The organism is Pseudomonas sp. 2822-17 (assembly GCF_002742485.1).
Lineage (GTDB): Bacteria > Pseudomonadota > Gammaproteobacteria > Pseudomonadales > Pseudomonadaceae > Aquipseudomonas > Aquipseudomonas cyclaminis.
On record NZ_LJRZ01000500.1, the window covers coordinates 423557 to 448396 of the forward strand.

General features: G+C 54.1%; 19 protein-coding genes and 2 pseudogenes. 10 read left to right on the forward strand and 11 right to left on the reverse strand.

Annotated features, from left to right (window positions below; all coding sequences use genetic code 11):
- Position 1 precedes the first annotated feature (1 nt).
- Together xerC and AOA60_RS20465 are read left to right on the forward strand one after the other, a co-directional pair.
- Entirely contained in the window at positions 2 to 901 is a 900-nt protein-coding gene (xerC, locus tag AOA60_RS20460) for a tyrosine recombinase XerC (RefSeq protein ID WP_099585986.1), read from the forward strand.
- Positions 898 to 1593 (forward strand): HAD family hydrolase, encoded by a 696-nt coding sequence (locus AOA60_RS20465; RefSeq protein WP_099585987.1) that lies wholly within the window; start codon positions 898 to 900, stop codon positions 1591 to 1593. Before xerC ends, AOA60_RS20465 begins: the two co-directional genes overlap by 4 nt.
- 122 nt (positions 1594 to 1715) lie before the next feature.
- On the opposite strand, the gene sutA is transcribed toward AOA60_RS20465, so the two are convergent.
- The 4 genes from sutA to glnK all read right to left on the reverse strand — a co-directional run bounded on the left by sutA (position 1716) and on the right by glnK (position 4493).
- The gene (sutA, locus tag AOA60_RS20470; protein ID WP_032884367.1) at positions 1716 to 2042 is read right to left on the reverse strand and encodes a transcriptional regulator SutA; all 327 of its coding nucleotides are present in this window, start codon (positions 2040 to 2042) and stop codon (positions 1716 to 1718) included.
- A gap of 102 nt (positions 2043 to 2144) precedes the next feature.
- Positions 2145 to 2570 (reverse strand): secondary thiamine-phosphate synthase enzyme YjbQ, encoded by a 426-nt coding sequence (locus AOA60_RS20475; RefSeq protein ID WP_099585988.1) that lies wholly within the window; start codon positions 2568 to 2570, stop codon positions 2145 to 2147.
- 212 nt (positions 2571 to 2782) lie between these two features.
- The gene (locus tag AOA60_RS20480; protein ID WP_032884369.1) at positions 2783 to 4120 is read right to left on the reverse strand and encodes an ammonium transporter; all 1338 of its coding nucleotides are present in this window, start codon (positions 4118 to 4120) and stop codon (positions 2783 to 2785) included.
- A gap of 34 nt (positions 4121 to 4154) precedes the next feature.
- Positions 4155 to 4493 (reverse strand): P-II family nitrogen regulator, encoded by a 339-nt coding sequence (glnK, locus tag AOA60_RS20485; protein ID WP_002555808.1) that lies wholly within the window; start codon positions 4491 to 4493, stop codon positions 4155 to 4157.
- A gap of 422 nt (positions 4494 to 4915) precedes the next feature.
- Between glnK and AOA60_RS20490 the strand changes: the two genes are divergently transcribed.
- The 4 genes and pseudogenes from AOA60_RS20490 to AOA60_RS20505 all read left to right on the forward strand — a co-directional run bounded on the left by AOA60_RS20490 (position 4916) and on the right by AOA60_RS20505 (position 10046).
- On the forward strand, positions 4916 to 5176 hold the full coding sequence (locus tag AOA60_RS20490) for an accessory factor UbiK family protein (protein ID WP_099585989.1): 261 nt from the start codon (positions 4916 to 4918) through the stop codon (positions 5174 to 5176).
- Positions 5177 to 5317: 141 nt separating this feature from the next.
- Positions 5318 to 5962 (forward strand): annotated as a pseudogene (locus AOA60_RS20495) (magnesium chelatase domain-containing protein); the annotation flags it as partial.
- A gap of 183 nt (positions 5963 to 6145) precedes the next feature.
- The gene (locus AOA60_RS20500; RefSeq protein ID WP_099585990.1) at positions 6146 to 8473 is read left to right on the forward strand and encodes an AAA family ATPase; all 2328 of its coding nucleotides are present in this window, start codon (positions 6146 to 6148) and stop codon (positions 8471 to 8473) included.
- 142 nt (positions 8474 to 8615) lie between these two features.
- The gene (locus AOA60_RS20505; protein WP_099585991.1) at positions 8616 to 10046 is read left to right on the forward strand and encodes a hypothetical protein; all 1431 of its coding nucleotides are present in this window, start codon (positions 8616 to 8618) and stop codon (positions 10044 to 10046) included.
- 140 nt (positions 10047 to 10186) lie between these two features.
- On the opposite strand, the gene AOA60_RS20510 is transcribed toward AOA60_RS20505, so the two are convergent.
- The 4 genes from AOA60_RS20510 to AOA60_RS20525 all read right to left on the reverse strand — a co-directional run bounded on the left by AOA60_RS20510 (position 10187) and on the right by AOA60_RS20525 (position 14661).
- Positions 10187 to 11143, reverse strand: coding sequence for a replication initiation protein (locus tag AOA60_RS20510; RefSeq protein ID WP_158235042.1), 957 nt, complete (start codon positions 11141 to 11143; stop codon positions 10187 to 10189).
- A gap of 153 nt (positions 11144 to 11296) precedes the next feature.
- Positions 11297 to 12301, reverse strand: a complete 1005-nt coding sequence (locus AOA60_RS20515) for a relaxase/mobilization nuclease domain-containing protein (RefSeq protein WP_099585993.1) — start codon at positions 12299 to 12301, stop codon at positions 11297 to 11299.
- Entirely contained in the window at positions 12298 to 12684 is a 387-nt protein-coding gene (locus AOA60_RS20520) for a DUF1778 domain-containing protein (protein ID WP_099585994.1), read from the reverse strand. The genes AOA60_RS20515 and AOA60_RS20520 overlap by 4 nt, the downstream gene beginning before the upstream one ends.
- Before the next feature lie 216 nt (positions 12685 to 12900).
- Positions 12901 to 14661 carry a recombinase family protein gene (locus AOA60_RS20525; RefSeq protein ID WP_158235043.1) on the reverse strand — a complete coding sequence of 587 codons (1761 nt, stop codon included), beginning with the start codon at positions 14659 to 14661 and terminating at the stop codon, positions 12901 to 12903.
- Positions 14662 to 14704: 43 nt separating this feature from the next.
- On the opposite strand from AOA60_RS20525, the pseudogene AOA60_RS20530 reads away from it, so the two are divergent.
- Positions 14705 to 15562: pseudogene (locus tag AOA60_RS20530) on the forward strand (YifB family Mg chelatase-like AAA ATPase); the annotation flags it as partial.
- A gap of 36 nt (positions 15563 to 15598) precedes the next feature.
- Here AOA60_RS20530 and AOA60_RS20535 read toward each other — a convergent pair.
- Positions 15599 to 17575 carry a methyl-accepting chemotaxis protein gene (locus AOA60_RS20535; protein WP_099585996.1) on the reverse strand — a complete coding sequence of 659 codons (1977 nt, stop codon included), beginning with the start codon at positions 17573 to 17575 and terminating at the stop codon, positions 15599 to 15601.
- Positions 17576 to 17752: 177 nt separating this feature from the next.
- Complete coding sequence (locus tag AOA60_RS20540; RefSeq protein ID WP_099585997.1) at positions 17753 to 18673, reverse strand: LysR substrate-binding domain-containing protein; 921 nt, start codon at positions 18671 to 18673, stop codon at positions 17753 to 17755.
- 151 nt (positions 18674 to 18824) lie between these two features.
- Between AOA60_RS20540 and AOA60_RS20545 the strand changes: the two genes are divergently transcribed.
- Positions 18825 to 20228 carry a NorM family multidrug efflux MATE transporter gene (locus tag AOA60_RS20545; RefSeq protein ID WP_099585998.1) on the forward strand — a complete coding sequence of 468 codons (1404 nt, stop codon included), beginning with the start codon at positions 18825 to 18827 and terminating at the stop codon, positions 20226 to 20228.
- A 35-nt stretch (positions 20229 to 20263) separates the two neighbouring features.
- On the opposite strand, the gene AOA60_RS20550 is transcribed toward AOA60_RS20545, so the two are convergent.
- Entirely contained in the window at positions 20264 to 21931 is a 1668-nt protein-coding gene (locus AOA60_RS20550) for a bifunctional diguanylate cyclase/phosphodiesterase (protein ID WP_099585999.1), read from the reverse strand.
- Between the two features lie 267 nt (positions 21932 to 22198).
- On the opposite strand from AOA60_RS20550, the gene rep reads away from it, so the two are divergent.
- Positions 22199 to 24208 (forward strand): DNA helicase Rep, encoded by a 2010-nt coding sequence (gene rep / locus AOA60_RS20555; protein WP_099586000.1) that lies wholly within the window; start codon positions 22199 to 22201, stop codon positions 24206 to 24208.
- A gap of 58 nt (positions 24209 to 24266) precedes the next feature.
- Entirely contained in the window at positions 24267 to 24839 is a 573-nt protein-coding gene (locus AOA60_RS20560; RefSeq protein WP_071485175.1) for a xanthine phosphoribosyltransferase, read from the forward strand.
- The last annotated feature ends 1 nt before the right edge of the window (position 24840 follow it).

The window sequence follows — 24840 nt, forward strand, 5'->3', positions numbered from 1 at the left end:
CATGGAACGGCAACTGGACGCTTACTGCGCTCACCTGCGCAACGAGCGCCAGGTGTCGCCCCACACGCTGGAAGCCTACCGACGGGACTTGAACAAGGTCCTGGCCTACTGCGAAAAACAGCAGGTCACCAGTTGGAAGGCCCTGGATATCCAGAACCTGCGCAGCCTGATCGCACGCCTGCACCACGCCGGCCAGTCCTCGCGCAGCCTGGCGCGCCTGCTGTCGGCTGTACGCGGGCTCTATCACTACCTCAACCGCGAAGGCCTGTGCGATCACGACCCGGCCAACGGCCTGTCTGCGCCCAAGGGCGAACGGCGCCTGCCCAAGACCCTGGACACCGACCGCGCCCTGCAATTGCTCGACGGCGCCGTGGAAGACGACTTCCTCGCCCACCGCGACCAGGCGATCCTGGAGCTTTTCTACTCCTCGGGCCTGCGCCTGTCGGAACTGACCGGCCTGAACCTGGACCAGTTGGACCTGGCGGACGGACTGGTGCAAGTCCTCGGCAAGGGCAGCAAAACCCGCGTGCTGCCAGTGGGCAGAAAGGCCCGCGAAGCCCTGCAACTTTGGCTGCCGCTGCGGGCGCTGGCCAACCCGGCGGACGACGCCGTGTTTATCAGCCAGCAAGGCCGGCGCCTGGGGCCACGGGCGATTCAGGTGCGGGTCAAGGCCGCCGGCGAGCGCGAACTGGGGCAGAACCTGCACCCGCATATGCTGCGGCACTCCTTTGCCAGCCATATGCTGGAGTCATCCCAGGACCTGCGCGCCGTGCAGGAGCTGCTCGGCCACTCCGATATCAAGACCACGCAGATCTACACCCATCTGGACTTCCAACACCTGGCAACGGTGTACGACAGCGCCCATCCACGGGCCAAACGCATCAAGGGCGGCGACTCATGAGTATCAAGCTGATCACCTTCGACCTGGACGACACGCTCTGGGACAACGTACCCGTCATCATCAGCGCCGAAGCGTCGATGCGCGAATGGCTGGCCGTGCATGCCTCCAAGGTCGGTGATCTGCCGCTGGAGTATTTCGCCAGCCTGCGCCAACAGGTATTGCAACGTCATCCGGAGCTAAAGCACCGCATCAGCGTGTTGCGCCACCGGGTGCTGATGCACGCCTTCGAGGAGGCCGGATATCCACAGCCGCAAGCCACGGAGATGGCGGATGTGTGCTTCGAAGCGTTCATTCACGCCCGCCACCAGATCAGCGTGTTTCCGGAAGCCGAGCCGATGCTCAAGGCCCTGCGCCAGCACTTCCTGCTCGGCGTGATCACCAACGGCAATGCCGATGTGCAGCGCGTTGGCCTGGCGGATTATTTCCATTTCGCCCTGCGCGCTGAAGATATCGGGATTGCCAAACCGGATGCGCGATTGTTTCAAGAGGCGTTGCAGCGTGGTGGCGTGGACGCCAGTGCGGCGGTGCATGTTGGCGACCATCCGGGCGATGACATCGCCGGGGCGCAGCAGGCTGGGTTGCGGGCGGTGTGGTTCAACCCGACAGGCAAGGTGTGGGAAGGCGATAAGCACCCGGATGCGCAGATTCGCAGCCTGACCGAATTGCCAGCACTGCTACGCAGCTGGCAATAACACTGGAGATCCAAATGTGGGAGGGGGCAAAACCCCTCCCACATTTGGATGATCACACAGCTCACAGGCATGAAAAAGCCCGCAGCGACGGCGGGCTTTTTCTTACAAGCAGGTGACTGACCTCAGATAGGTCGGCTGCCGTACTTGTTATCCGGCTTCTTGGGTGGGTCTGCCACCACGTTAGCCTCGACTTCCTGCACTCTGCCGCCTTTAGCGAGGAATTCTTCCATCGCACGGGCCAGGGCATCGCGCTCTTTGTTCTTGGCCTCAACGCTCGGCAATTCATCTACCGAAACAGCTGCCTTGGCTTTGCCTTTGGCCGCCGGGGCAGGTGCATCATCGCCACCGTCGTCGTCCGCAACGTCTTCCGCTGCAGCTTCAAGACCTTCTTCGGTGTCGTCTTCGTCACCTACTTCGAGTTCGTCGTTTTCCAGATCATCGTCGCTCATGTTCTACCTCATGACTTGCGAAAAGCAGATTAGTTATAGCCCAGCTTCGCCCTCTGTCGAGGTCGCCGGGGAAAAATCAACATCCACTGGATAACCAGTGGCTTATGCCCCATCACCGTGCAAGGTGGCGAGGACTTTACGAGCACCGCCATGATCACGGTGCTCGCCCAGATAAACACCTTGCCAGGTCCCCATCGCCAAGCGGCCGGCCTTGACCGGCAAACTCAGCTGGCAGCCCAGGAGACTGGCCTTGAAGTGCGCCGGCAGGTCATCCGGACCTTCGTCGTTGTGTTCGAACCCGGCACGGCCTTGCGGCACCAGCGCGTTGAAAAAACGTTCGAAGTCACGGCGAACCGCCGGGTCGGCATTCTCGTTGACGGTCAACGAGGCCGAGGTGTGCTGCAACCACAGGTGCAACAGGCCCACACGACACGCCTTCAATTCAGGCAAGCCGGCGAGCAACTCATCAGTCACCAGGTGAAAGCCCCGGGGCTTGGCCCGCAGGGTAATCAGGGTCTGTTGCCACATACAGTTCTCCGCCCATCGGCGCGCATTCTAGCGCGCTCAGGGAAAAAACAAAGTGTCGAATACGCCTACATGCCTGTAAGACATTCGCACGGTGAAAAGTGCCGTGCGCGCCCGATCACAAAGTCAGCGCAAAAAACCGCACAGCCTCTTACGACTGACAAACGCCAGGCAAAAAAATGCCCGGCAAGCCGGGCATCTTTTTTAACACGTACTTACAAGTTGTAGCCGCGTTCGTTGTGTTGCGCCAGGTCGAGGCCGACAGCCTCTTCCTCTTCGGTAACACGCAGGCCAATGACCATGTCGAGTACCTTGAGGATGACGTAGGTGACGATAGCCGTGTAGATCACGGTGAAGCCGACACCTTTGCACTGGATCCAGACTTGAGCCGCGATGTCAGTCACGGTGCCGAAGCCGCCCAATGCGGGGGCTGCGAACACACCGGTGAGGATCGCACCGACGATACCGCCGATACCGTGCACGCCGAATGCGTCCAGGGAGTCATCGTAGCCGAGCTTGCGCTTGAGGCTGGTCGCGCAGAAGAAGCAGACTACGCCCGCCACCAGACCGATCACCAGGGCGCCCATTGGGCCAACGGTGCCGGCGGCCGGTGTAACGGCCACCAGGCCAGCCACCACGCCCGAGGCGATGCCCAGTGCGCTTGGCTTACCGTGAGTGATCCACTCGGCGAACATCCAGCCCAGCGCCGCTGCAGCGGTAGCGATCTGAGTCACCAGCATCGCCATGCCGGCGGTGCCGTTGGCGGCAGCAGCAGAACCGGCGTTGAAGCCGAACCAGCCGATCCACAGCATTGCCGCGCCCACCAGGGTGTAACCCAGGTTGTGCGGTGCCATTGGGGTGGTCGGGAAGCCTTTACGCTTGCCGAGCACGATGCACGCCACCAGACCAGCCACACCAGCGTTGATGTGCACCACGGTGCCGCCGGCGAAGTCCAGCACGCCCCAGTCCCACATCAGGCCGCCGTTGCCGCTCCAGACCATGTGCGCGATGGGCGCATAGACCAGGGTGAACCAGATGCCCATGAAGATCAGCATCGCGGAGAACTTCATGCGCTCAGCAAAGGCACCCACGATCAGCGCCGGGGTGATGATGGCGAAGGTCATCTGGAAGGTGATGAACACCGCTTCCGGGAACAACGCCGCAGGCCCGGTGATGCTGGCCGGGGTCACGCCCGCCAGGAACGCCTTGCCCATGCCGCCGAAGAAGGAATTGAAATTGACCACACCCTGTTCCATACCGGTGGTATCGAACGCAATGCTGTAGCCGTAGACGACCCACAGGATGCTGATTAGGCCAGTGATGGCGAAGCACTGCATCATCACCGACAGAATATTTTTGGAGCGGACCATGCCGCCATAGAACAGCGCCAGGCCGGGGATGGTCATGAACAGCACCAGTGCGGTGGCGGTCAGCATCCAGGCGGTGTCGCCGGAGTTGAGGACTGGAGCAGCCACTTCGTCTGCCGCCATGGCCAGGCTTGGCATTACGATGGACAACAGGGCTCCGAGCCCTGCGAATTTACGCAGAGTCATATTGTTTTCTCCTGGGGCGTTGGGGTTTGGCGGCTTAGATTGCGTCGGTATCGGTTTCGCCGGTACGGATGCGAATAGCCTGTTCCAGATTGACCACGAAGATCTTGCCGTCACCAATCTTGCCGGTGTTGGCGGCCTTGGTTATCGCCTCGATAACCCGGTCAAGATCCTTGTCGTCAATGGCGACATCAATCTTCACCTTCGGCAGGAAATCGACTACGTATTCCGCGCCGCGATACAGCTCGGTGTGACCCTTCTGCCGACCGAAGCCCTTGACCTCAGTAACGGTAATGCCCTGCACGCCGATCTCGGACAACGACTCGCGTACATCGTCCAACTTGAACGGCTTGATGATGGCAGTGACTAGCTTCATGAAAACTCTCTCCCGAATTGGTGGACTTGCCCCAGGAAAACAAACCCGTCTCAAGTCTAAGCGCAGTGCCTGGCTTTGTAACGCATCGTCGCAAGGGCAGTTGCCATTGGGACGCCAGCGAACCACTGGTGACGAAACCTGTACCCCTGATCCGTCGGCGCACTGCATTCGTCACAGCGACTGCATCAGTGCATGGGTCATGATCGTCTAAGCAGAAACCTTGCCAGCTCCGTAAAAATCACTGAAATCAGTCCCTTGCCCGCTTAACCCCACCCACGGGGCTACTTGGCGGCTGCAATGCGCACGAAAACAGTGCGACGCCGCCCGGCCCGATGCGCGAAAAGCGTGCGCCGCAGGCCGTGAAAAAGACTATAGACGCTGCGTGATACACTGCCCGCCAACAGTTTTCCGGAATATTTCCCATGCTCGCGCCCAAAGACCTCCTCGACGCCCTGAGCGGCCACGCCTCTCGCCTGTTCAGCGGCGAAACCCCGCTGCCCCGCAATGAAATCGAAAGTCAGTTCAAGGCTTTGCTGCAAAGTGGTTTCAGCAAGCTTGATCTGGTCAGCCGGGAAGAATTTGACAGCCAGATGGTGGTGCTCGCCCGCACCCGTGCGCGACTGGAGAGTCTGGAGGCCAAAGTCGCAGAGCTGGAAGCGCGGTTGACACCTGCGGCTGAATAAATGCGATCAGTGTGGGATGGGGCCAGTCCTCTCCCACCTTTGCTCTGGATACGTTCTGTAAAACCTCCCCGCCTCGCCCTTCTCCACCTCGTCTACCCTTGAAAAACCGCAGGAAGCGGCCTCCCATTTCAAGGAACGAGCATGTCCCTCGCCATCGTCCACAGCCGCGCCCAGGTCGGCGTAGAAGCCCCCGCCGTCACCGTCGAGGTGCACATGGCCAATGGTTTGCCGTCCTTGACCCTGGTGGGTTTACCCGAAACCGCCGTCAAGGAAAGCAAGGACCGCGTTCGCAGCGCCATTCTCAACTGCGCCCTGCAATACCCCTCGCGCCGTATCACCCTCAACCTCGCGCCCGCCGACCTGCCCAAGGACGGCGGGCGTTTTGATTTGGCGATTGCATTGGGGATCCTCGCCGCCAGTGTGCAAGTGCCGGCGTTGATGCTCGATGACGTTGAATGCCTGGGTGAGTTGGCGTTGTCCGGTGAAGTGCGCGCAGTCAAAGGTGTGTTGCCAGCGGCTTTAGCGGCGCGCAAGGCCGGGCGCACGGTGATAGTGCCGCGGGCGAACGCGGAGGAAGCATGCCTGGCGTCGGGTTTGAAAGTGATTGCAGTGGATCACCTCCTGCAGGTGGTGGCGCACCTCAATGGGCATGTGCCGATTGAGCCCTACAAGTCCGATGGCTTGCAGTACCTGAACAAGCCGTACCCGGATTTGAGCGAAGTGCAGGGTCAGCTGGCCGCCAAGCGGGCATTGCTGATTGCCGCAGCGGGCGCACATAACCTGCTTCAATTACGGAAGCATTGGACCTCACTTATTTCATCAAAGCGGGGACTAATCGTGGGGCTCAGGCCGCGTGTGAATACGCAATCCTCGGTTCTGGTCTACCATCATCCTGCCACTACTACAAAATAATGCAGGCTGGGTATCAACCGACATATAAAAATTCAACTGTCAGCACGGAGCGCAGCAATGATAAGTAATATTCAAAAACTCAAGAACTTCGGAATATTTAAAAACTATAATAACAAGGCGACTCAGAACTTCGGGCGATACAATCTTGTATATGGTTGGAATGGCACAGGAAAATCAACACTTTCAGGCCTTTTCTCCTCCCTTGAAAAGCGGACGACTAATCCGAGTTTCACAGGCTCAGAGTTCACTATTACGACAGATGCTGGGTCGACAGTAACAGAAAAAAATCTAGCTGCCAGCAACCTTAACATTCAAGTTTTCAATCAGAAATTTGTGCAAGACAACATAGATTGGAACAGCTCTGTTAAAAGCATACTGCTAGTGGCTAAAGAAAAGATAGACGAAATTAAAAAACTTGAAGAGCTTAAGAAAACAGTAAAAGAAAAAGACGCAAAATATGCTATTGAAAATACGTCGCTCGGCCGACTTGTCACTGACCAAGCCAAATTCATGACGGATAGTGCAAGGCATGTTAAGACTGGATTACAGTCAATTGATACGAGTGATAGTTACTACTTAAATTATGACAAACGAAAACTAGAGAGTTTCATAGCTCGAAATAAAGAAAAAATTGACAACCCGACTTCTATATTACAAAAAGACAAGATAGTTGAGCTTACCAACTCAGCTAAATCGGCACAGCTTCCGGCTATACGATTCGTCAAAACCGCTCTTGACAACGAGTATTACAAACAAGCTTCTACTAGGCTCAGAGACTTGCTAAAAACTACAGCAGTTAGCAAAACCTTGGAAAGGTTAAGTCAGAACAGCGACATTCAGAAATGGGTGCAGGATGGTATAGAGATACATCACCGGCACAATTCAAGCTGCTGTGAGTTTTGTGGAAACCAAGTATCGGAACAAAGAGCTAAGGAAATAGAAAGCCACTTCAGTGAAGAATTTAAAAACTTCCAATCTAGGTTAGCCAAAGCTCACGAGTGGCTTATTAACCAAAGCATCACTCAACCTATGCTGCCATTCCCAGCGACACTATATAAAGAGTTTTCCACAGCTTTAAATGCGGCGACTCAACGCAATTCAGCGGCGGTGAACGAAATCAATGAGCAAATCAAAAAGTGGCAAATCGCTTTAGATAAAAAAATAGAAAATCCTTTTGATGTCGAAATCAACATTGAAGAGATAGCTGCGACTTCAATTGATGCATTCAACAGCACTCTAGCTGAAGTCCAAAACATCACCGAACAACATGATAATAAAACCGACAACTTTGAAAAAGAAACAAAAAAAAGCAAAGAAGCGTTAGAGCTTCACTACGCAGCAAGTGAAATCAAAGCATTTAGTTTCGAAAGTAAAGCAAAAACTATCGAAACCAAGACAGCGGAACTTAACGCTTTAGATGAGACAATAAAAAAAGCCAAACAAGAAATAAAGACTATCGAAGCATCTCTATCAAACGAAACAATAGGTGCGGACAAATTCAATGACTCTTTGCATAAATTTATAGGCCGTAGCGAACTGTGCTTAAAGTTCAACAGCGCTCGAAAAGGTTACGAGATAATAAGAAACAATGTGGGCACACATGACGGCAATCTCAGCGAGGGTGAAAAAACTGCAATCGCATTTATATACTTCATAACTAAGCTGGAAGAAAATAACAATCGAATACAAGATACGATTATCGTAGTGGATGATCCGGTATCAAGCTTTGACTCAAATCATTTATTTCACGCATACTCTTTTCTAAAAACCAGATGTATCGATGCTAAGCAGCTTTTCGTGCTCACTCACAACTTCACATACTACAAACTGGTTCGAGACTGGTTCAACGGGACTAATAAAAATAGAAGTAAAAAAACACCGCCCAAGCCGCCAGTAGCATTCTTTTTCAGGATTGACACTACAGCAGCGCTGCCAAGAGAGTCCCTATTAATGAATGCTGACTCTTCTCTGACAGACTACAACTCAGAGTACCATTACATTTTTTCAAAATTATATTTGTATAAAGAGCGCAAGACTCTCGATAGAGACGAAGCTTTTTTAACAGCGAACCTATCCAGAAAATTAGTAGAGTCGTTTTTCACTTTTAAATTCCCTAAAGGACGTTCAGACGTCAACGCCCTATTGGAAAGCGGGTTAAAGAACTGCACAGTAACCACGGCCGAAACAAAAGAAAAAATCTATCGCTTTATTAACAAGTACTCTCACAGCGATGTAATTGAAATCAACGAGGAGTCGGCTGAAAACTTGGCGGGGGAAAGCCATAGCGTAATTGAAGACATATTTAAATGGATTGAAGAAATTGATTTAGTCCACTACAACGAAATGGTGGAGGTTGTCGCCCCTCCTAAACCTGTGGTAGTTTGACGAGATCAGCCTGTCATTTCTTAGTGACGGGCTGGTTTAATTTGCTCGAATTGAAAAAGCCTTGGACCCCTAATCAAAAAATGAGCTTGCACGGTGAGGTTGGTGAATTCACTTTAAGGTTTTGATCACCGAGGGACTGTATATGTCAATGGACGAACCCCCCCTGTCACAGGCAGAGGCCAAGCAGTGGTCGAAACCATTTGGCTCCCTGAGCATAAATTTTGATGAGCAATTTAAATTGCTTGTCAGTGATTTGATTTCCCTCATCCGTGAGCACGGAATTAATAAGCTGAATCCCGATCTCACAAAAGGGCCGGATGAATACCTAAAATTTGTTGGCTTCGTCCACGAGGGTTGGAAGAGTGCGCAGCGGCTCATAATAGAAAAACTTATAGAAGGCATTGAAGAAATAAAGCGCTTGGAAATTGAAAAGAAGAGTGCACACCAGTCTAAGAATAAAGCTTTAAAAGATGAGATTATTGACCATATAGAGTCAATAGGGCTGCAAAATTTTTTGTTACGTAGATTCATCGATGCAATTGCTTGGTCAATGCTTAAATGTGAACATTCAACTATTCGACGACTTTCGAACAAAGGCGCAACTGACAACATGTCAATTGCGACTTTAAAAGAGGGATTAGAATACGCAGACTCAGTAAATGAAGATCCTCTGACGATGGCTCTTGTAACCGATGCAACAACATTTATCCATACTTGCGACATAATCACATTCAACCCTGCAAAGGGCACTAATTTTATCGAGTTGAAAAGTGGTAACAAAAACTTTGAAATGAGCAAGGCCGCTCAATTTGCCGTGAAGTCCAAGTGCGAAAAGTTTACAGAGCTATACACTAGCGACTTGTCTGACAAGGACAAAAAGCATTTTGAACGATCAAAAAGGCAGCTAGATCGAGCGGATACAATCATCGGCGTTATAAACACAGGCAAGGGCAAAGATCATAATACTGGTGCCACAGTCACAATCTCAGAGATAGAGTCGGCCCCAGAAGGTTATGCGAAAACAATGTCGGAGCTATACAAAAAGCTTAACGATAATCGCAAAGGCGTGATAGGTACTATAGACGAATGTCTGCATATAGGAATATACACAGATCGAAATTTGGCAATAACACACTTCAACAGCTGGATGAAAGCCAATAATTGCACCAGCAAGATCTACAACATACTAGATTTTATAAAAAACCCACATTGCAGGCCATTGCCGATACTAGACTTATCGATCAAGTTCTTAAACGAAATAGCGCTAGACAGAACAATAGTTGTAATGTGTCTTAACATACAAAAACTAATAGAAAAAAGTAACGAAATCTATCCAGATTTTCTATACTTGGAAACTAAAGATGAGAGCAAGCGAGCACTAGAGGGGTATTACCAATTCTTGTCTCTGAATGGATTAGCTCTAGGTTATAGAATTGGTGAAGCCAAGGGCTTAGTCGGCAAAGGTCTAGCAGATCGAATCATATTCGACTTTATCAAACCTCTAAGCGCGATCAAAATGCAATATGAAACGATGAACAGCGCTATAGAAAAAATCATGGCAGCTAAAACATGATGAGTCGAGGTCGTTTTACATGTGGAGGTGGCTTTTTACCTCTGCATGTAAAAGGACCAACAAGAAAAAACAAAATTGTGGGTTTAACTTAGCTCTGATGCTTTTTTCTTATTGGCTATTATCCTGATATAGCTTTTGTCTCACGCCACTGTAATATTTGACAGGTCTTTTTTACGATACCACGTCGCCCTACTTACCCCTTCCATCTCCCAAGGCTTACCTTCTAATGTAGTTGTTTTCGGCCGCCCTCCTTTAAGGCCAGATTCTCGGGCCCTTTTAGACTTCAGCTCATTAAGCACATCTAAACTAAACCTTTTCCAAGTCCAGCGAGCAACACTCTTTACGATACCGCGAAGCTCTAGAAAGCTAACCGGGTTGTGTGGATACATCGAACCATTAAAAGCTCCTGCATAGGTTTCAAGGCTACTGTAAAAAGCCTCATAACATACGTGTTTGCATCGTTCGGAGTACGCAAATTGTCTCAGTTCTTCAAATACATCACAGTTTCTACGAACACCATGCGAACTCTTCGTGGCCTTTAAGTCAGCCTTAAGAGCAGCAATTTTTTCCTTACATATGAACTCACATAGATAGTCTAGATCATAGGTCTCTGACTCAAAGCTGTACGTTTGCCATTTAGCATGAGCTGGGGTCTTAGTCAGCACTCGATTGTATGCAGCATCAGCACCCAACTTGAGCGATAGTCCAAGTTCGATGTCAGAGCAATATTTTTGAGCCTTGTAGCTCCCAGAAAAGTCAGACTTTATACTTTTGGTCAAAATATAGGTCAGATGTACATGCCCATTATCTGGATTCTTTACAACTAGGTGGGGTGAGGGTAGGCCTCTGTCGGACCAATCAAACACAGCAGTCGGTCTATCCACGTCGAATAGCATAAAATATTGATGCGTTAGCGAGTTTGGCTGAAGGTAAACAGATCGTAATGCTGATGCCTTCTTCGAAATCATTTTCGGGCAATGAAAATCATTAACGTGGTAGGGTTTGGGCGGAAGGCGATCAATATATTTCTCAAACGCTTTGTCTATACATAACATAAAATCCTCATAAGTTAATTTGCTTATAAACAAATAACTCATGAAGACTATTGACATATAACCAAGTTGCGATAACATATTAATAGGGCAGTCTGGGGAGAGTGCTTTGTTTATTTTTTAAGAGCCGATTATTTCGGCTCTTATTATTTGTACCATGCAGTTTAAATAAGTCAAACAGAACCGCCTCACGATCCATTATTGCCAGTGATTATGTGAATACTTTTTCACCCGTTTTGCTCTTGTTTTACTAACGCTATCTAACCACTCTTCTCTCTGGTCATTATTTCTTTGCGGCTCTATGCTGTTAGAGGACTCATACTCAAATCCATACGAATCGACAAGACTTTCTTTTCTTGGCTTGGAATACGACTGCACTATTTTCTCAACTGCTGAAATTACCACTTGCGAGTAGGCGAAAACTTTAGCCATAACGCTTTTAATATCTTCTCCGTATCTTCTTGATAGTTGCGCGGATGAAACGCCCAGCTCTGAAGCTTTGAATACCTGATTATCCTTTTCTAATGTATATCCAAAGTGCTTTTCATTATTCGACTTAACTCTAATCTTGAAATCGTTTAATACTAGTGCGGCTAAGAAATCATCTGAGCTGCTAAAATTTTCTGGCTTAAGCTGTAGCATCAACTTACGCTTATTTGAATCTTTTCCTGTCCGCTGCTCAAGCCTTCTGACGCTATTGAGCGGATTCGGGTTTGGCTTTTCAACTTCATGGCTAGAGCACGCCTTTCGCTCGACACGATAAAGATTATGCTTAACCTCCGCCTTGGCAGCTAAAGCCTCCAGCTCTCTAAAATCATTGAGCTTGTTATAAACCTTTTTGGTATTATCTCTTAGCTCCAACACAGCATGTACATGAATATTTGAAGTATCGGTATGAACAGCAAATGTATAGTTTCTATTTAAGCCCATCTGACTTTCGAATACAGACTTAGCGATCTCTAAGGCCTTAAGTTCGTCCACCTTATCGCTGGGGTGGAAAGATACCGTGAAGTGAGCAGCCAAGTTTTTTTGGCGAGAAACGCGCCGAGCTTCGATTTTATCAGCTAAGAATGCAGCAAACGGCTCATTTCCTTGGGTGATTTTTTTAGAAGTGTCTGAAAGCGCGCTTTTTTTTAACACATATAATAAAGTTCGCTTAACCTCCGGGCCAGTTTTAGCGACTGACAACTTCTTGATAATCATGATTTTTTAATGGGATGTTGATTATTTACTAGCTCAGTTCTTTGAGTGTGCGCCTCAAGAAGGTGTATGAGCTTTTCAATGTTTCGCCCAATGGAGGCGAGAGTTGAAAACTGCTCATCAGTTAACATCTTTGTCGAGTTAACAACTTTTGCTATTTGGTTGAGGTTGTTAGCTTGCTTCTTTAGAGCCTCGTAGTGCCTTTCGCACACATCTACAAATTTGTCATTCCTCACCTCTATAACCTTAGTTACTTTAGAGGTGATAAGGTGCAAGATGAAGCAATTCAAATCTAAACCACTAATTGCTGCTGTGTTTTTTATTAAGGCATGTTCTACATCATTAACTCTTATACTAATCTGCTTGCTTCTTGCTCTGTCATTCATAAGCCCTCTTCTGGTTGGTTTTGTTTTTGTTTGTGCAACAAACCGAGTTGGTAATGGAGAAAAATGTCCGAAGGACTTTTTCGCGTAGAGAAATTCGAAGAATTTGGCTACCCATTACCATTGCTCGCCTGCCTTTGATGCTCACTATATAACTTTACCATAGCTTTTAAAGTCATCAAGAGTTATGGATAGCCTAAATTGGTAACGACACCTGAACTATATCTTGAGAGGCACAATAGGAAATGTGGAATCTGCCCATGTTGATCTCTTTTCATCGTCACTCAACTTAGACCATTCTTCAATTTGCCTGAGATCCTCCAGACTCTGTTCAGGAGTCGGCGGGGGCATTATATTTCCAAAGACGCCGCCCTCGTGGATATAGCGTACTACACCATTTTTAAACCTAACCTCCGCAACCTGCAATGCAAAATTTAGCACTATCCTATCGACCACTAACTTTAAACGTGCATTAATTTTCGAGCGAATTTCGAAAACTGTATTCTCGTCAGCGACACTTTCCATTTCTTGAAGCGCTTTCACTTCTTGTTTTATGTCCGCTTTTTGTTGTTCGATTGCGTCTAGAATCTCCGCATCCAAACTTTGTAGTTTGGACTTGAACTCAACAAGTCGGGCTTCGTTTTCTATTGCCAGCTCTCTTTCTATATTAGATATCCGTCCATTTAAGGCTTTGAAATCTTTTCTGAAATTTTCAAGCATCTCGCCTACTGATATAAGCTCGCTCTCGATCTTATATCTTTCGTTAATCAGCACATCTACCTTATTGTCGTCGCGCATTATGCTTTTGATATCTGCCTCAGCAAGATAGCTTAGAATCATAGATTCGACTTTTTCATATCGCCATGACTTATATGCACAAGAGCCATATTTAGCCCTGTAACATACTAGATATCGCCCACCTTTTTTAGGGTCTTTGCCTTTATTCACATGGTGCGCAACAGCTCCGCACTCAGAGCAAAATGCCATTTTGGTAAACAGATTACTAAATTTTAGCCCCTTGTTTCCCTGACCTTCATTTTTTCGCGAGTCTTTCTTAAGTTGAACTCGATCAAAAAGTTCTGAGCTGATTATCTGAGGGAAATAATTTTTTATTTCAGCGCCATGGTTAACTCTTGATCGTTTACCATCTACCTCCAACCACTGCATAGGCTGGTAATGTCCTAGGACAGCTCTATTTGCAAGAATCTTCCTGATATACGTCACTTGCCAAAAGTCACCATAATTACTGTTTTTTCTTGCATTTTTCCGCGTGAATGTAGGAACGCCTCTATCTGTTAACATCCGGGCAGTAGCAACAGCTCCGATGTTAATGTCTGAAAGACGGAATATCTCCCTAACTACAGCAACTCGTTCTTCTATCTCTCGAATAGTTCTTTTAATCGTGCCGCTATCCAACCTAGTTGTATCTACTGCCAACCATAAAGGCACTCTCGATGTAGCTATTTCCCCAAGATCTGCCGCTCTCTTCTTCTTGCTATTCCAAGCTTCCTTAACCCTCACCCCTTTTTCCTGTGACTCCTTAAATCCACGTTGCAACTCTCCAACCGCTATATAAAGAGAGCTAATATCATCGCCTTTCTTATAAATTTGACTTCCTGAAGTTATTGCAATTTTTATCCCTTTTTCCTGTATCAAGTTGAGTATTATAGGAAGGCTTTCCATTGGGTCTAATCGTGTAATCCGATTCAAGGCCTCTACAGCGAGATAATCACCGGGTTTTACAATCCCTGCTTCCACAGCGTCCAGAAAGGCCTTGAAGCGTCCTGTAAGCAAATTTTTACCCCGATACCCAGAAACTCCTAGGTCATTAAGGTCAAGGCTGTCGTCGATGACAGAGCCTTCGGCAACGATCTCATGCCGACGAGCAAAGCTCTCCACAAGCTCCCGCTGCCTTCGGCGGCTATCACCATGCTTTTGCTCTTCGCTGCTGAATCGGATGTAAGGCCATATCTTTGCCATCGTTCTTGAGCCTGAAATTTGTGTAGGTCCAATGCTAGCTGAAATCCTGTTCAGTGGGCCACCGGGTACCGGCAAGACCTTGCTCGCCAGCCGCCTGCCCGGTTTGCTGCCACCGCTGAGCGAACAGGAGGCCCTCGAAGTGGCGGCCATTCAGTCGGTGGTCAGTCTCGCCCCACTGAGCCACTGGCCGCACCGGCCGTTCCGCCAGCCGCACCACTCGGCGTCAGGGCCGGCATTGGTGGGCGGTGGGTCGAAACCGCAGCCAGGGGAAATCACCCTGGCGCACCATGGCGTGCTCTTCCTGGACGAATTGCCGGAGTTTGATCGCAAGGTGCTGGAAGTTCTGCGCGAGCCATTGGAGTCGGGCCATATCGTGATTTCCCGCGCCCGCGACCGCGTGAGTTTCCCGGCGCGCTTTCAGCTGGTAGCGGCGATGAACCCCTGCCCTTGCGGTTACATGGGTGAGCCCACTGGGCGTTGTCGCTGCACGCCGGAACAGATCCAGCGGTATCGCAACAAGCTGTCTGGCCCCTTGCTGGATCGGATCGACCTGCACCTTACCGTGGCGCGTGAAACCACTGCGCTCAATCCCACCCAGCAGGCTGGAGAGACCACGGCAACGGCCTCAGCCCTGGTGGCCGATGCGCGGGAGCGTCAGCAACAGCGCCAGGGCTGCGCCAACGCCTTTCTTGATCTGCCGAGGCTGCGTGAGCACTGTCAGTTGGCGAAAGCCGATGAAAGCTGGCTGGAGAGCGCCTGCGAGCGGCTGACTTTGTCGCTGCGGGCGGCTCATCGGTTGCTCAAAGTAGCGCGCACCCTGGCGGATCTGGATCAAGTGGACAATATCAGCCGGGACCATCTGAAGGAGGCGCTGCAATACCGCCCGGCTGCGATCAATTGAGCCTGGCGCCTCCCACATTTTTGTACCGCAATGGCTTCAGCGGAAACGATCCACTTCATGCCGCAAGCCAGCCGCCAACGTCTCCAGTTCCTTGGCTGTAATCGCCAGGTTCGACACCACTTCCCGCTGCTCGCTGTTGGCCAGCGCGATGCTCTGCAAGTTGCTGCTGAGCAACGTCGCGGTGCTGCTTTGCTCTTGCGTTGCCGTGGTAATCGCCGCGAACTGCTGACCGGCCGAACGGCTCTGCTCGTCGATACGCGCCAGGGCCGAGGCTACGTCGGCGTTGCGCGACAGGCCTTCCTGCATCAGCGTGTTGCCGTGTTCCATGATGCTGATGGCGTTACCGGTCTCCCGCTGGATGCTCTGGATCATCCCGGAAATTTCATCGGTGGCTTCGCGGGTACGCGAGGCCAGGTTACGTACTTCGTCAGCCACCACGGCAAACCCACGCCCCTGCTCACCGGCGCGAGCCGCCTCGATGGCGGCGTTGAGCGCCAGCAGGTTGGTCTGCTCGGCGATGGAGGTGATCACACCGACGATGCCGCCGATTTCCTGGGAGCGCTGGCCGAGGGTATTGATCACCGTGGCCGTGCTGTTCAGCGCGGTCGCGATATGCTCCAGCGACGACGACGCCTCTTGCATCGAGGTGCGGCCGATACGGGTTTGCTGGGCATTCTCTTGGGCCAGACGCTCGGTGTTGCCCATGTTGTCGGCGATATTCAGCGACGTTGCACTGAACTCTTCCACCGCGCCAGCCATGCTGGTGATTTCGCCGGACTGCTGCTCCATGCCGTCATAAGCCCCGCCGGACAACCCGGACAGCGCCTGGGCACGGCTGTTGACCTCTTCGGCCGCCTTGCGGATGTGGGAAACCATGGTCGACAGCGCTTCACCCATCTGATTGAAGGCGCGGGCCAGTTGGCCGATTTCATCATGGCTGGACACGTTGAGACGCGCACTCAAGTCGCCCGCGCCCAAGGCTTCGGCCTGGCGCACCAGGTCGCTCAACGGTTGCAGTTTGCTGCGCAGCAGCCACACCGTAGCGCCTACCGCCAGCAGCATCGCCAGCACGCTGCCGATCACCAGGCGAATGCCTACTGCCCAGGTCACCGCGCGGATTTCAGCCTTCGGCATGCTCGCGACCACGGCCCATGGGCCGCCATCGAAGGGCACCGAAACGCTGTAGAAGTCTTCGTTCTTGTCGCTCCAGAAGCGGCCTTTGCCTGGGGTCTTGGCCAAGTCCAACATCACAGGAACCGCTTGATCCAACGCCTGCACACCGGCTGGCGGCACCAGCCAGCGCTTCTGCTCGTCGAGCAACGCCAGGGAACCGGTATGGCCGATGCGGAAGCGCTTGAGGTTCTCGAACTGCGCGGCCTGGGCGTCGGTGTAGTCAAAACCGATGAACAGCACGGCGATCACTTTGCCGCTGGTGTCGCGCACGGGGCTGTACTGAGTCATGTAGGAGCGGTCGAACAACACCGCGCGGCCGATATACGCCTGGCCACCGAGCACACGCTGGTAAGCAGGGCCCTGGCGGTCAAGCACAGTGCCAATGGCGCGGCTGCCGTCCTGCTTGGTCAGGGAGGTGCTGACGCGGACAAAGTCATCGCCGCTGCGCACGAACACGGTGGCCACGCCGCCGGACATCTGCTTGAACTCATCCACTTCAGTGAAGTTGTTGTTGAGCACTTCGCTGCCCAGCAACAAGCTCGGCGTCTGGACCCCGGCCACCGCGACCATCTGGTCTGCCTGCACCCGCAACCCGGCGCTGAAGCGCTTCTCAAACAGTCCGGTCAGACGCTGGGTGCTCTCGCGCAACGTGCTGTGGAACGTATTGAGTTGGTCGGCGAGCAATCGCGCTTCGCTGGCCAGGTGCTCTTCGCGGGTATCGAGGTTGGCGGAATCAAGGGAACGCAAGGCGAACACGGTACTGCCGCCGATGGCGACAGCCAGAATCACGGCTAATGCGAGGCCTAACTGCGAGGCGATCCGGGCGCGGGGTTGAGACATGACAGCTCCTGGCCGAGGCCAGGATCATCCTGATCTCATAGCGCTGCTCGGCAAATTATCTGGTGGGAAACGTTGGAGCACGATGGTTCCAACACACCTACTTCGGCTGCGCCTGGCAATACTTGAGCGAATCGCAGGGGTATCACGCAAACGGTTGCGTGATAAGGCGCGAACCCTTCAATTGAGGCGTTCGACGGCAGGTAAAACCATGGAATGCACCTCGCTCTGGAGGAAATCCGCCAGGCGCCGCAAGCGTTCACCACCCGGACGGGTTTTCGGCCACACCAGATAGTAACTTTCCCCACTCGCAACCGCCGTTGGCCACGGCAGACTCAAGCGTCCCTGCGCGACATCTTCGGCCACCATCAGCAGATCGCCCATGGACACGCCATAACCACGAGCGGCAGCAATCATGCCCAGTTCAAGCGTATCGAACACCTGCCCGCCCTTGAGCGATACCTGGTTCGACAGCCCCATGCGCTCCAGCCATTTGCGCCAGTCCCTGCGGTCGGGCGTGGGGTGCAGCAACTCGGTAGCTGCCAGGCGATTTACGTCCCAAGGGCCATCGTTCAACAGGTTCGGCGCGCCCACGGGTATTAACAACTCAGGAAACAAGTAGCTGGCTTCCCAGTCCGCCGGAAAGTGCCCATAGCTCAACAGCACCGCACAGTCGAAAGGCTCTTGATTGAAATCCACTTCATCCACATTCATCCAGGCGCTGGTCAGTTGCACTTCATTGCCCGGTTGTAACGCCCGAAAGCGGCTGAGCCGCGCCAACAACCAGCGCATGGTCAGGGTGGACGGCGCCTTCATGCGCAGGATGTCATCCTCGGCGTTCAGGGTATGGCAGGCCCGTTCCAGCGCCGCGAACCCCTCGCGCACACCGGGCAACAGCAGGCGCGCTGATTCGGTGAGCTGAAGGTTACGGCCACTTCGCTGGAACAGGCGGCAGGCGAAATGCTCTTCCAGCGTGCGGATATGTCGGCTCACCGCACTCTGGGTAATCGACAGTTCTTCGGCGGCACGGGTAAAGGAGTTATGCCGGGAGGCTGCTTCAAATGCCCGTAACGCATAAAGAGGAGGAAGACGACGCGACATAAGGAAAGCTCCGACAGCAGGACGCCTAAACCCTACCAGAATCAATCTGGCATGAGTTTTAATCATGCGAATGATCGCTTTTATCCCTTTGTGCAATGGGCTGAGAGGGCCGAGAATCGAACCCTCCCGACCCTCCGACTTTCTGAGTGTGATGATCATGCAGCATCCTGCACGTACCGAACTCTGGGCCATCCTGCGGCTGTCAGGGCCGTTGATTGCTTCCCAGTTGGCGCACATGCTGATGGTGCTGACCGACACCCTGATGATGGCGCGCCTGAGCCCCGAAGCCTTGGCCGGTGGAGGCCTGGGCGCGGCTAGCTATTCGTTCGTGTCGATCTTCTGCATTGGGGTAATCGCCGCCGTGGGCACCTTGGTGGCGATCCGTCACGGCGCTGGCGACATCGAAGGTGCTACCCGCCTGACCCAGGCCGGGCTGTGGCTCGCCTGGCTGATGGCGCTGGCCGCGGCGCTGCTGCTGTGGAACCTCAAGCCGGTGCTGCTGATGTTCGGCCAGACCGACACCAACGTGCAGTCGGCGGGGCAATTCCTGACCATGCTGCCATTTGCCCTGCCCGGCTACCTGAGTTTCATGGCCTTACGCGGCTTCACCAGCGCCATCGGCAAGGCCACCCCGGTGATGGTGATCAGCCTCGGCGGCACGGTGCTGAACTACCTGCTCAATCACGCGTTGATCGAAGGCATGTTCGGCCTGCCGAAACTCGGCTTGATGGGTATTGGCCTGGTCACCGCCATCGTCGCCAATGGCATGGCCCTGACATTGATGTGGTACATCCGCAGCAACCGCGCTTACGCCGCCTACCCGCTAAGCGCCGGCCTGCTGCGCCTCAATACCCAATACTTGCGCGAGTTGTGGCGCCTGGGCCTGCCGATTGGCGGCACCTACGCGGTCGAAGTCGGGCTGTTTGCCTTTGCCGCGCTGTGCATGGGCACCATGGGCAGTACGCAACTGGCGGCGCATCAGATCGCCCTGCAGATCGTCTCGGTGGCATTCATGGTCCCTGCGGGTATGTCCTACGCGGTGACCATGCGCATCGGCCAGCACTATGGAGCCGGGCAATTGTTGCAGGCGCGCATGGCCGGTCGCGTCGGCATCAGCTTTGGGGCGACGATAATGTTGGGATTTGCCGTGGTCTTGTGGCTGTTTTCCGACCCGCTGATCGGCCTGTTCCTCGACCATGACGACCCGGCGTTCCACGAGGTGATCGTGCTCGCCGTCAGCCTGCTGGCCGTCGCGGCCTGGTTCGAGTTGTTCGACGGCGTGCAAACCATCGCCATGGGCTGCATCCGGGGGCTCAAGGACGCCAAGACCACCTTCCTGGTGGGGCTGGGCTGCTACTGGTTGATCGGCGCGCCTTCAGCGTGGTTGATGGCGTTCACGCTGGGCTGGGGGCCAATCGGTGTATGGTGGGGTTTGGCACTCGGCCTGGCCTGTGCGGCGGTAAGCCTGACCTGGGCGTTCGAGGCGAAGATGAAGCGGATGATTCGCCAGGAGCCTGAGGTTCAAGCCTCGTTTCAGGCTGCACAAACAGAGTAAACCCCTACCCTTCCACCGTTGATTGGGTTTGCAGGTCAGCAGCCCAACAGCGCCTGCTGGCCCTTGCCGAATGTGAGGTAATCCACCAACTCCGGCAGGGGCAGCGGTTTGCTGATCAGGTAACCCTGGGCCTGGTCGCAACCGAACAGCCTCAGCAACGCGAGCTGCTCCGGGGTTTCCACGCCCTCGGCCACCACTTCCAGGTTGAGGTTGTGGGCCAGGTTGATCATCGCGTGCACCAGCTTGCGGTTCTCTTCGCGCTCTTCCATGCCGCCGACAAAACTCTTGTCGATCTTCAACAAGGCAATCGGCAGGCTGTTGAGGTGCACGAACGAGGAGAAACCGGTGCCAAAGTCGTCCAGAGAAAACCGCACACCGAGCCGGCCGAGGGCGTCCATGGTCTGCTTGACCAGATCGCTACGGCGCATTACGGCGGTTTCGGTCAGTTCGAACTCCAGCCATTGCGCCTCTACGCCGCGCTCAGCGATCAATCGGCTGAGGGTTGAGAGCAACTGGCTGTCCTGGAACTGGCGGAACGACAGGTTGACCGCCATGTGCAACGGCGGCAGGCCGCGCTCACGCAGGTCTTGCATGTCGCGCAGGGCGCGGGAGATTACCCAGTAGCCCAACGGTACGATCAGGCCGCTCTGTTCGGCCAAAGGCACGAACTCGCTGGGCGGCAACAGGCCGCGCTCGCCGTGGCGCCAGCGCACCAGGGCTTCGAGGCCAACGATGTGGCCGTCATCCAGGTCCAGGCGGGGCTGGTAGTGCAGCTCCAGTTCATCGCGGCGCAAGGCGCGGCGCAGTTCACTTTCCAGATCGGCGAGGCTGCGCGCGTTGCGGTTGATGCGTTCGTTGAAGATATGGAAGGTACAGCCTTGGGTGCTCTTGGCTTGCTGCATGGCGATATGGGCGTGCCACATCAATGGGTCGGCGCCAGCGCGGGCGCGGGCATGGGCCACGCCCAGGCTGCAACCGATCAGCAGGCTTTCGCCATCCACCCAGTACGGCTCGGCCATGGCTTCGGTGATGCGCTCGGCCATCCACTCTGCGCGTTGCGGTGCGCGGCGGGTGTCAATCAGCAAGGCGAACTCGTCGCTGCCCAGGCGTGCCAGTTGGTCGCCGATTTCAAGTTGGCTCTTGAGCCGCGAAACCACCTGCAGGATCAAGCGGTCGCCAGCCTGGTGGCCGAGGGCATCGTTGGCGTGGCGGAAGTTGTCGAGGTCCAGATGACCGAGGGCCAGACCGCGGCCTTCGTTCTCGGCCAGCCGCGCCGCAAGGAGGGTCTGGAAGCCCTGGCGGTTGGCGATACCGGTGAGCGGGTCTTGCTCGGCCAGGCGTTGCAGGGTGTTTTCCAGCACGCCGCGCTCACGCACATGACGCAGGCAGCGGCGCAGTATGTCGGCGTCCAGTGCATCACGGATCAGCCAGTCACTGACGCCAAGCGGCGAAACCAGCGGCTCCTGCTCCAACAGCAATACGCACGGCAAGCTGCACTGGCCAGGGCCGGGTTGCAGGCTGGACGTGGTCAACAGCACGGCGCTGGCGTCATCGTCGAACAGACGACTCACCGAGTCCCAGTTTGGCGCGCTGATCAGCACAGCCCCATCGCCCATCGGCGCCAGGCACTCGCGCAACAACGCTGCCCACTCAGGCGTATCGGCCAGTAGCAGCAAACGCAAGGGTTCGACAGGCGTAGACAAGCTAGCTCCCTAGACTCTGCAAAATTTCGTTGGCGGCGGGCATTATGACGTGCGGCCTGATAATCACCAATGATAGGGGTTATCAAATGCGCAGGTGTAAGCATTTGTCGCTGTTTTAAGCGTAAAAAGCCTCGACATCCTGCGGCAAAGTAGCAAAACCGGCAAATTTAGATCGAGTGGTACGTCACACCGTCGATCCAGGGCAGCAGAATCTTGCCAGCCTGTTAAAATGCCCGCCCTTTTGAACAACGACTCCCGAAATTCTGTATGTCCCGACTCAATCCCCGGCAGCAAGAAGCCGTGAACTACGTCGGCGGCCCTCTATTGGTGCTCGCCGGTGCCGGTTCCGGCAAGACCAGCGTGATCACCCGCAAGATCGCGCACCTGATCCAGAGCTGTGGCATCCGCGCCCAGTACATCGTCGCCATGACCTTTACCAACAAGGCCGCGCGCGAGATGAAGGAGCGGGTCGGCACCCTGCTCAAGGGTGGCGAAGGCCGTGGCCTCACGGTGTGTACCTTCCACAACCTGGGGCTGAACATCATCCGCAAGGAGCATGCGCGGCTGGGCTACAAGCCGGGCTTCTCGATCTTTGACGAGACCGACGTCAAGGCCTTGATGACCGACATCATGCAGAAGGAATACGCGGGCGACGACGGCGTCGACGAGATCAAGAACATGATCGGAGCCTGGAAAAACGACCTCATCCTGCCGCCCGAAGCCCTGGAAAACGCGCGCAACCCCAAGGAACAGACCGCCGCCATCGTCTACACCCACTATCAGCGCACGCTCAAGGCGTTCAACGCGGTGGATTTCGACGACTTGATCCTGCAGCCGGTCAAGCTGTTCCAGGAACACGCCGACATCCTCGAAAAGTGGCAGAACAAGGTGCGCTACCTGCTGGTGGACGAATACCAGGACACCAACGCCAGCCAGTACTTGCTGGTGAAGTTGCTGATTGGCAAGCGCAACCAGTTCACCGTGGTGGGTGACGACGACCAGTCGATCTATGCCTGGCGCGGCGCCCGTCCGGAAAACCTGATGCTGCTCAAGGTCGATTACCCGTCCTTGAAAGTGGTCATGCTGGAGCAGAACTACCGCTCCACCAGCCGTATTCTGCGCTGCGCCAACGTGCTGATCTCGAACAACCCCCACGAGTTTGAAAAACAGCTGTGGAGTGAGATGGGCCACGGCGACGAAATCCGCGTGATCCGCTGTCGCAATGAAGATGCCGAAGCCGAGCGCGTGGCCGTCGAGTTGCTCACCTTGCACCTGCGTACCGATCGGCCCTACAGCGACTTTGCGATTCTGTATCGCGGCAACTACCAGGCCAAACTGATCGAGTTGAAGTTGCAGCACCACCAGATTCCGTATCGCCTGTCGGGGGGCAACAGCTTTTTCGGACGCCAGGAAGTAAAAGACCTGATGGCCTACTTCCGCCTGATCGTGAACCCGGACGACGACAACGCCTTCCTGCGCGTGATCAACGTGCCGCGCCGGGAAATCGGCTCGACGACTCTGGAAAAGCTCGGCAACTACGCCACCGAACGCAAGATTTCGATGTACGCCGCCACCGACGAGATCGGCCTGGGCGAGCACCTGGACACGCGTTTCACCGATCGCCTGGCGCGCTTCAAGCGCTTCATGGACAAGGTGCGCGAGCAATGCGCCGGCGAAGACCCGATCAGCGCCCTGCGCAGCATGGTCATGGACATCGACTATGAAAACTGGCTGCGCACCAACAGTTCCAGCGACAAGGCCGCGGATTACCGCATGGGCAACGTCTGGTTCCTGATCGAAGCGCTGAAGAACACCCTGGAAAAAGACGAAGACGGCGAGATGACCGTCGAAGACGCCATCGGCAAGCTGGTGCTGCGCGACATGCTCGAACGTCAGCAGGAAGAGGAAGACGGCGCCGAAGGTGTACAGATGATGACTTTGCATGCCTCCAAGGGCCTGGAATTTCCCTACGTGTTCATCATGGGCATGGAAGAGGAAATCCTCCCGCACCGCTCCAGCATCGAAGCCGACACCATCGAGGAAGAACGGCGCCTGGCCTACGTCGGCATTACCCGCGCGCGTCAGACCCTGGCCTTCACCTTTGCTGCCAAGCGCAAGCAATACGGCGAGATCATCGATTGCGCCCCCAGCCGGTTCCTGGATGAACTGCCGCCGGATGACCTGGCCTGGGAAGGCAATGACGACACCCCGACCGAGGTAAAGGCCGTGCGCGGCAACACCGCCCTGGCGGACATACGCGCGATGTTAAAGCGCTAGAATCGACTACTTTTCAATCTACTTTCGGCGCAGATCGCGCCATTAGAGGAAGCTTTCCGTGGAAGCACTGCACAAGAAAATTCGCGAAGAAGGCATCGTGCTTTCCGATCAGGTACTCAAGGTCGACGCCTTTTTGAACCACCAGATCGACCCGGCGCTGATGAAACTGATCGGTGATGAATTCGCCGCGTTGTTCAAGGACTCGGGCATCACCAAGATCGTCACCATCGAAGCCTCGGGTATTGCACCGGCGATCATGACCGGGCTGAACCTCGGTGTGCCGGTGATCTTCGCCCGCAAGCACCAGTCCCTGACCCTGACTGAAAACCTGCTGTCGGCGACCGTTTACTCGTTCACCAAGCAAACCGAAAGCACCGTGGCCATCTCGCCGCGCCACCTCACCAGCAGCGACCGCGTGTTGGTGATCGACGACTTCCTGGCCAATGGCAAAGCGTCCCAGGCGCTGATTTCGATCATCAAGCAGGCCGGTGCAACCGTTGCCGGCCTGGGGATCGTGATCGAGAAATCGTTCCAGGGTGGCCGTGCGGAACTGGATGCGCAGGGTTATCGGGTTGAGTCGCTGGCGCGGGTGAAGTCGTTGGCCGGTGGCGTAGTTACGTTCATCGAGTAAC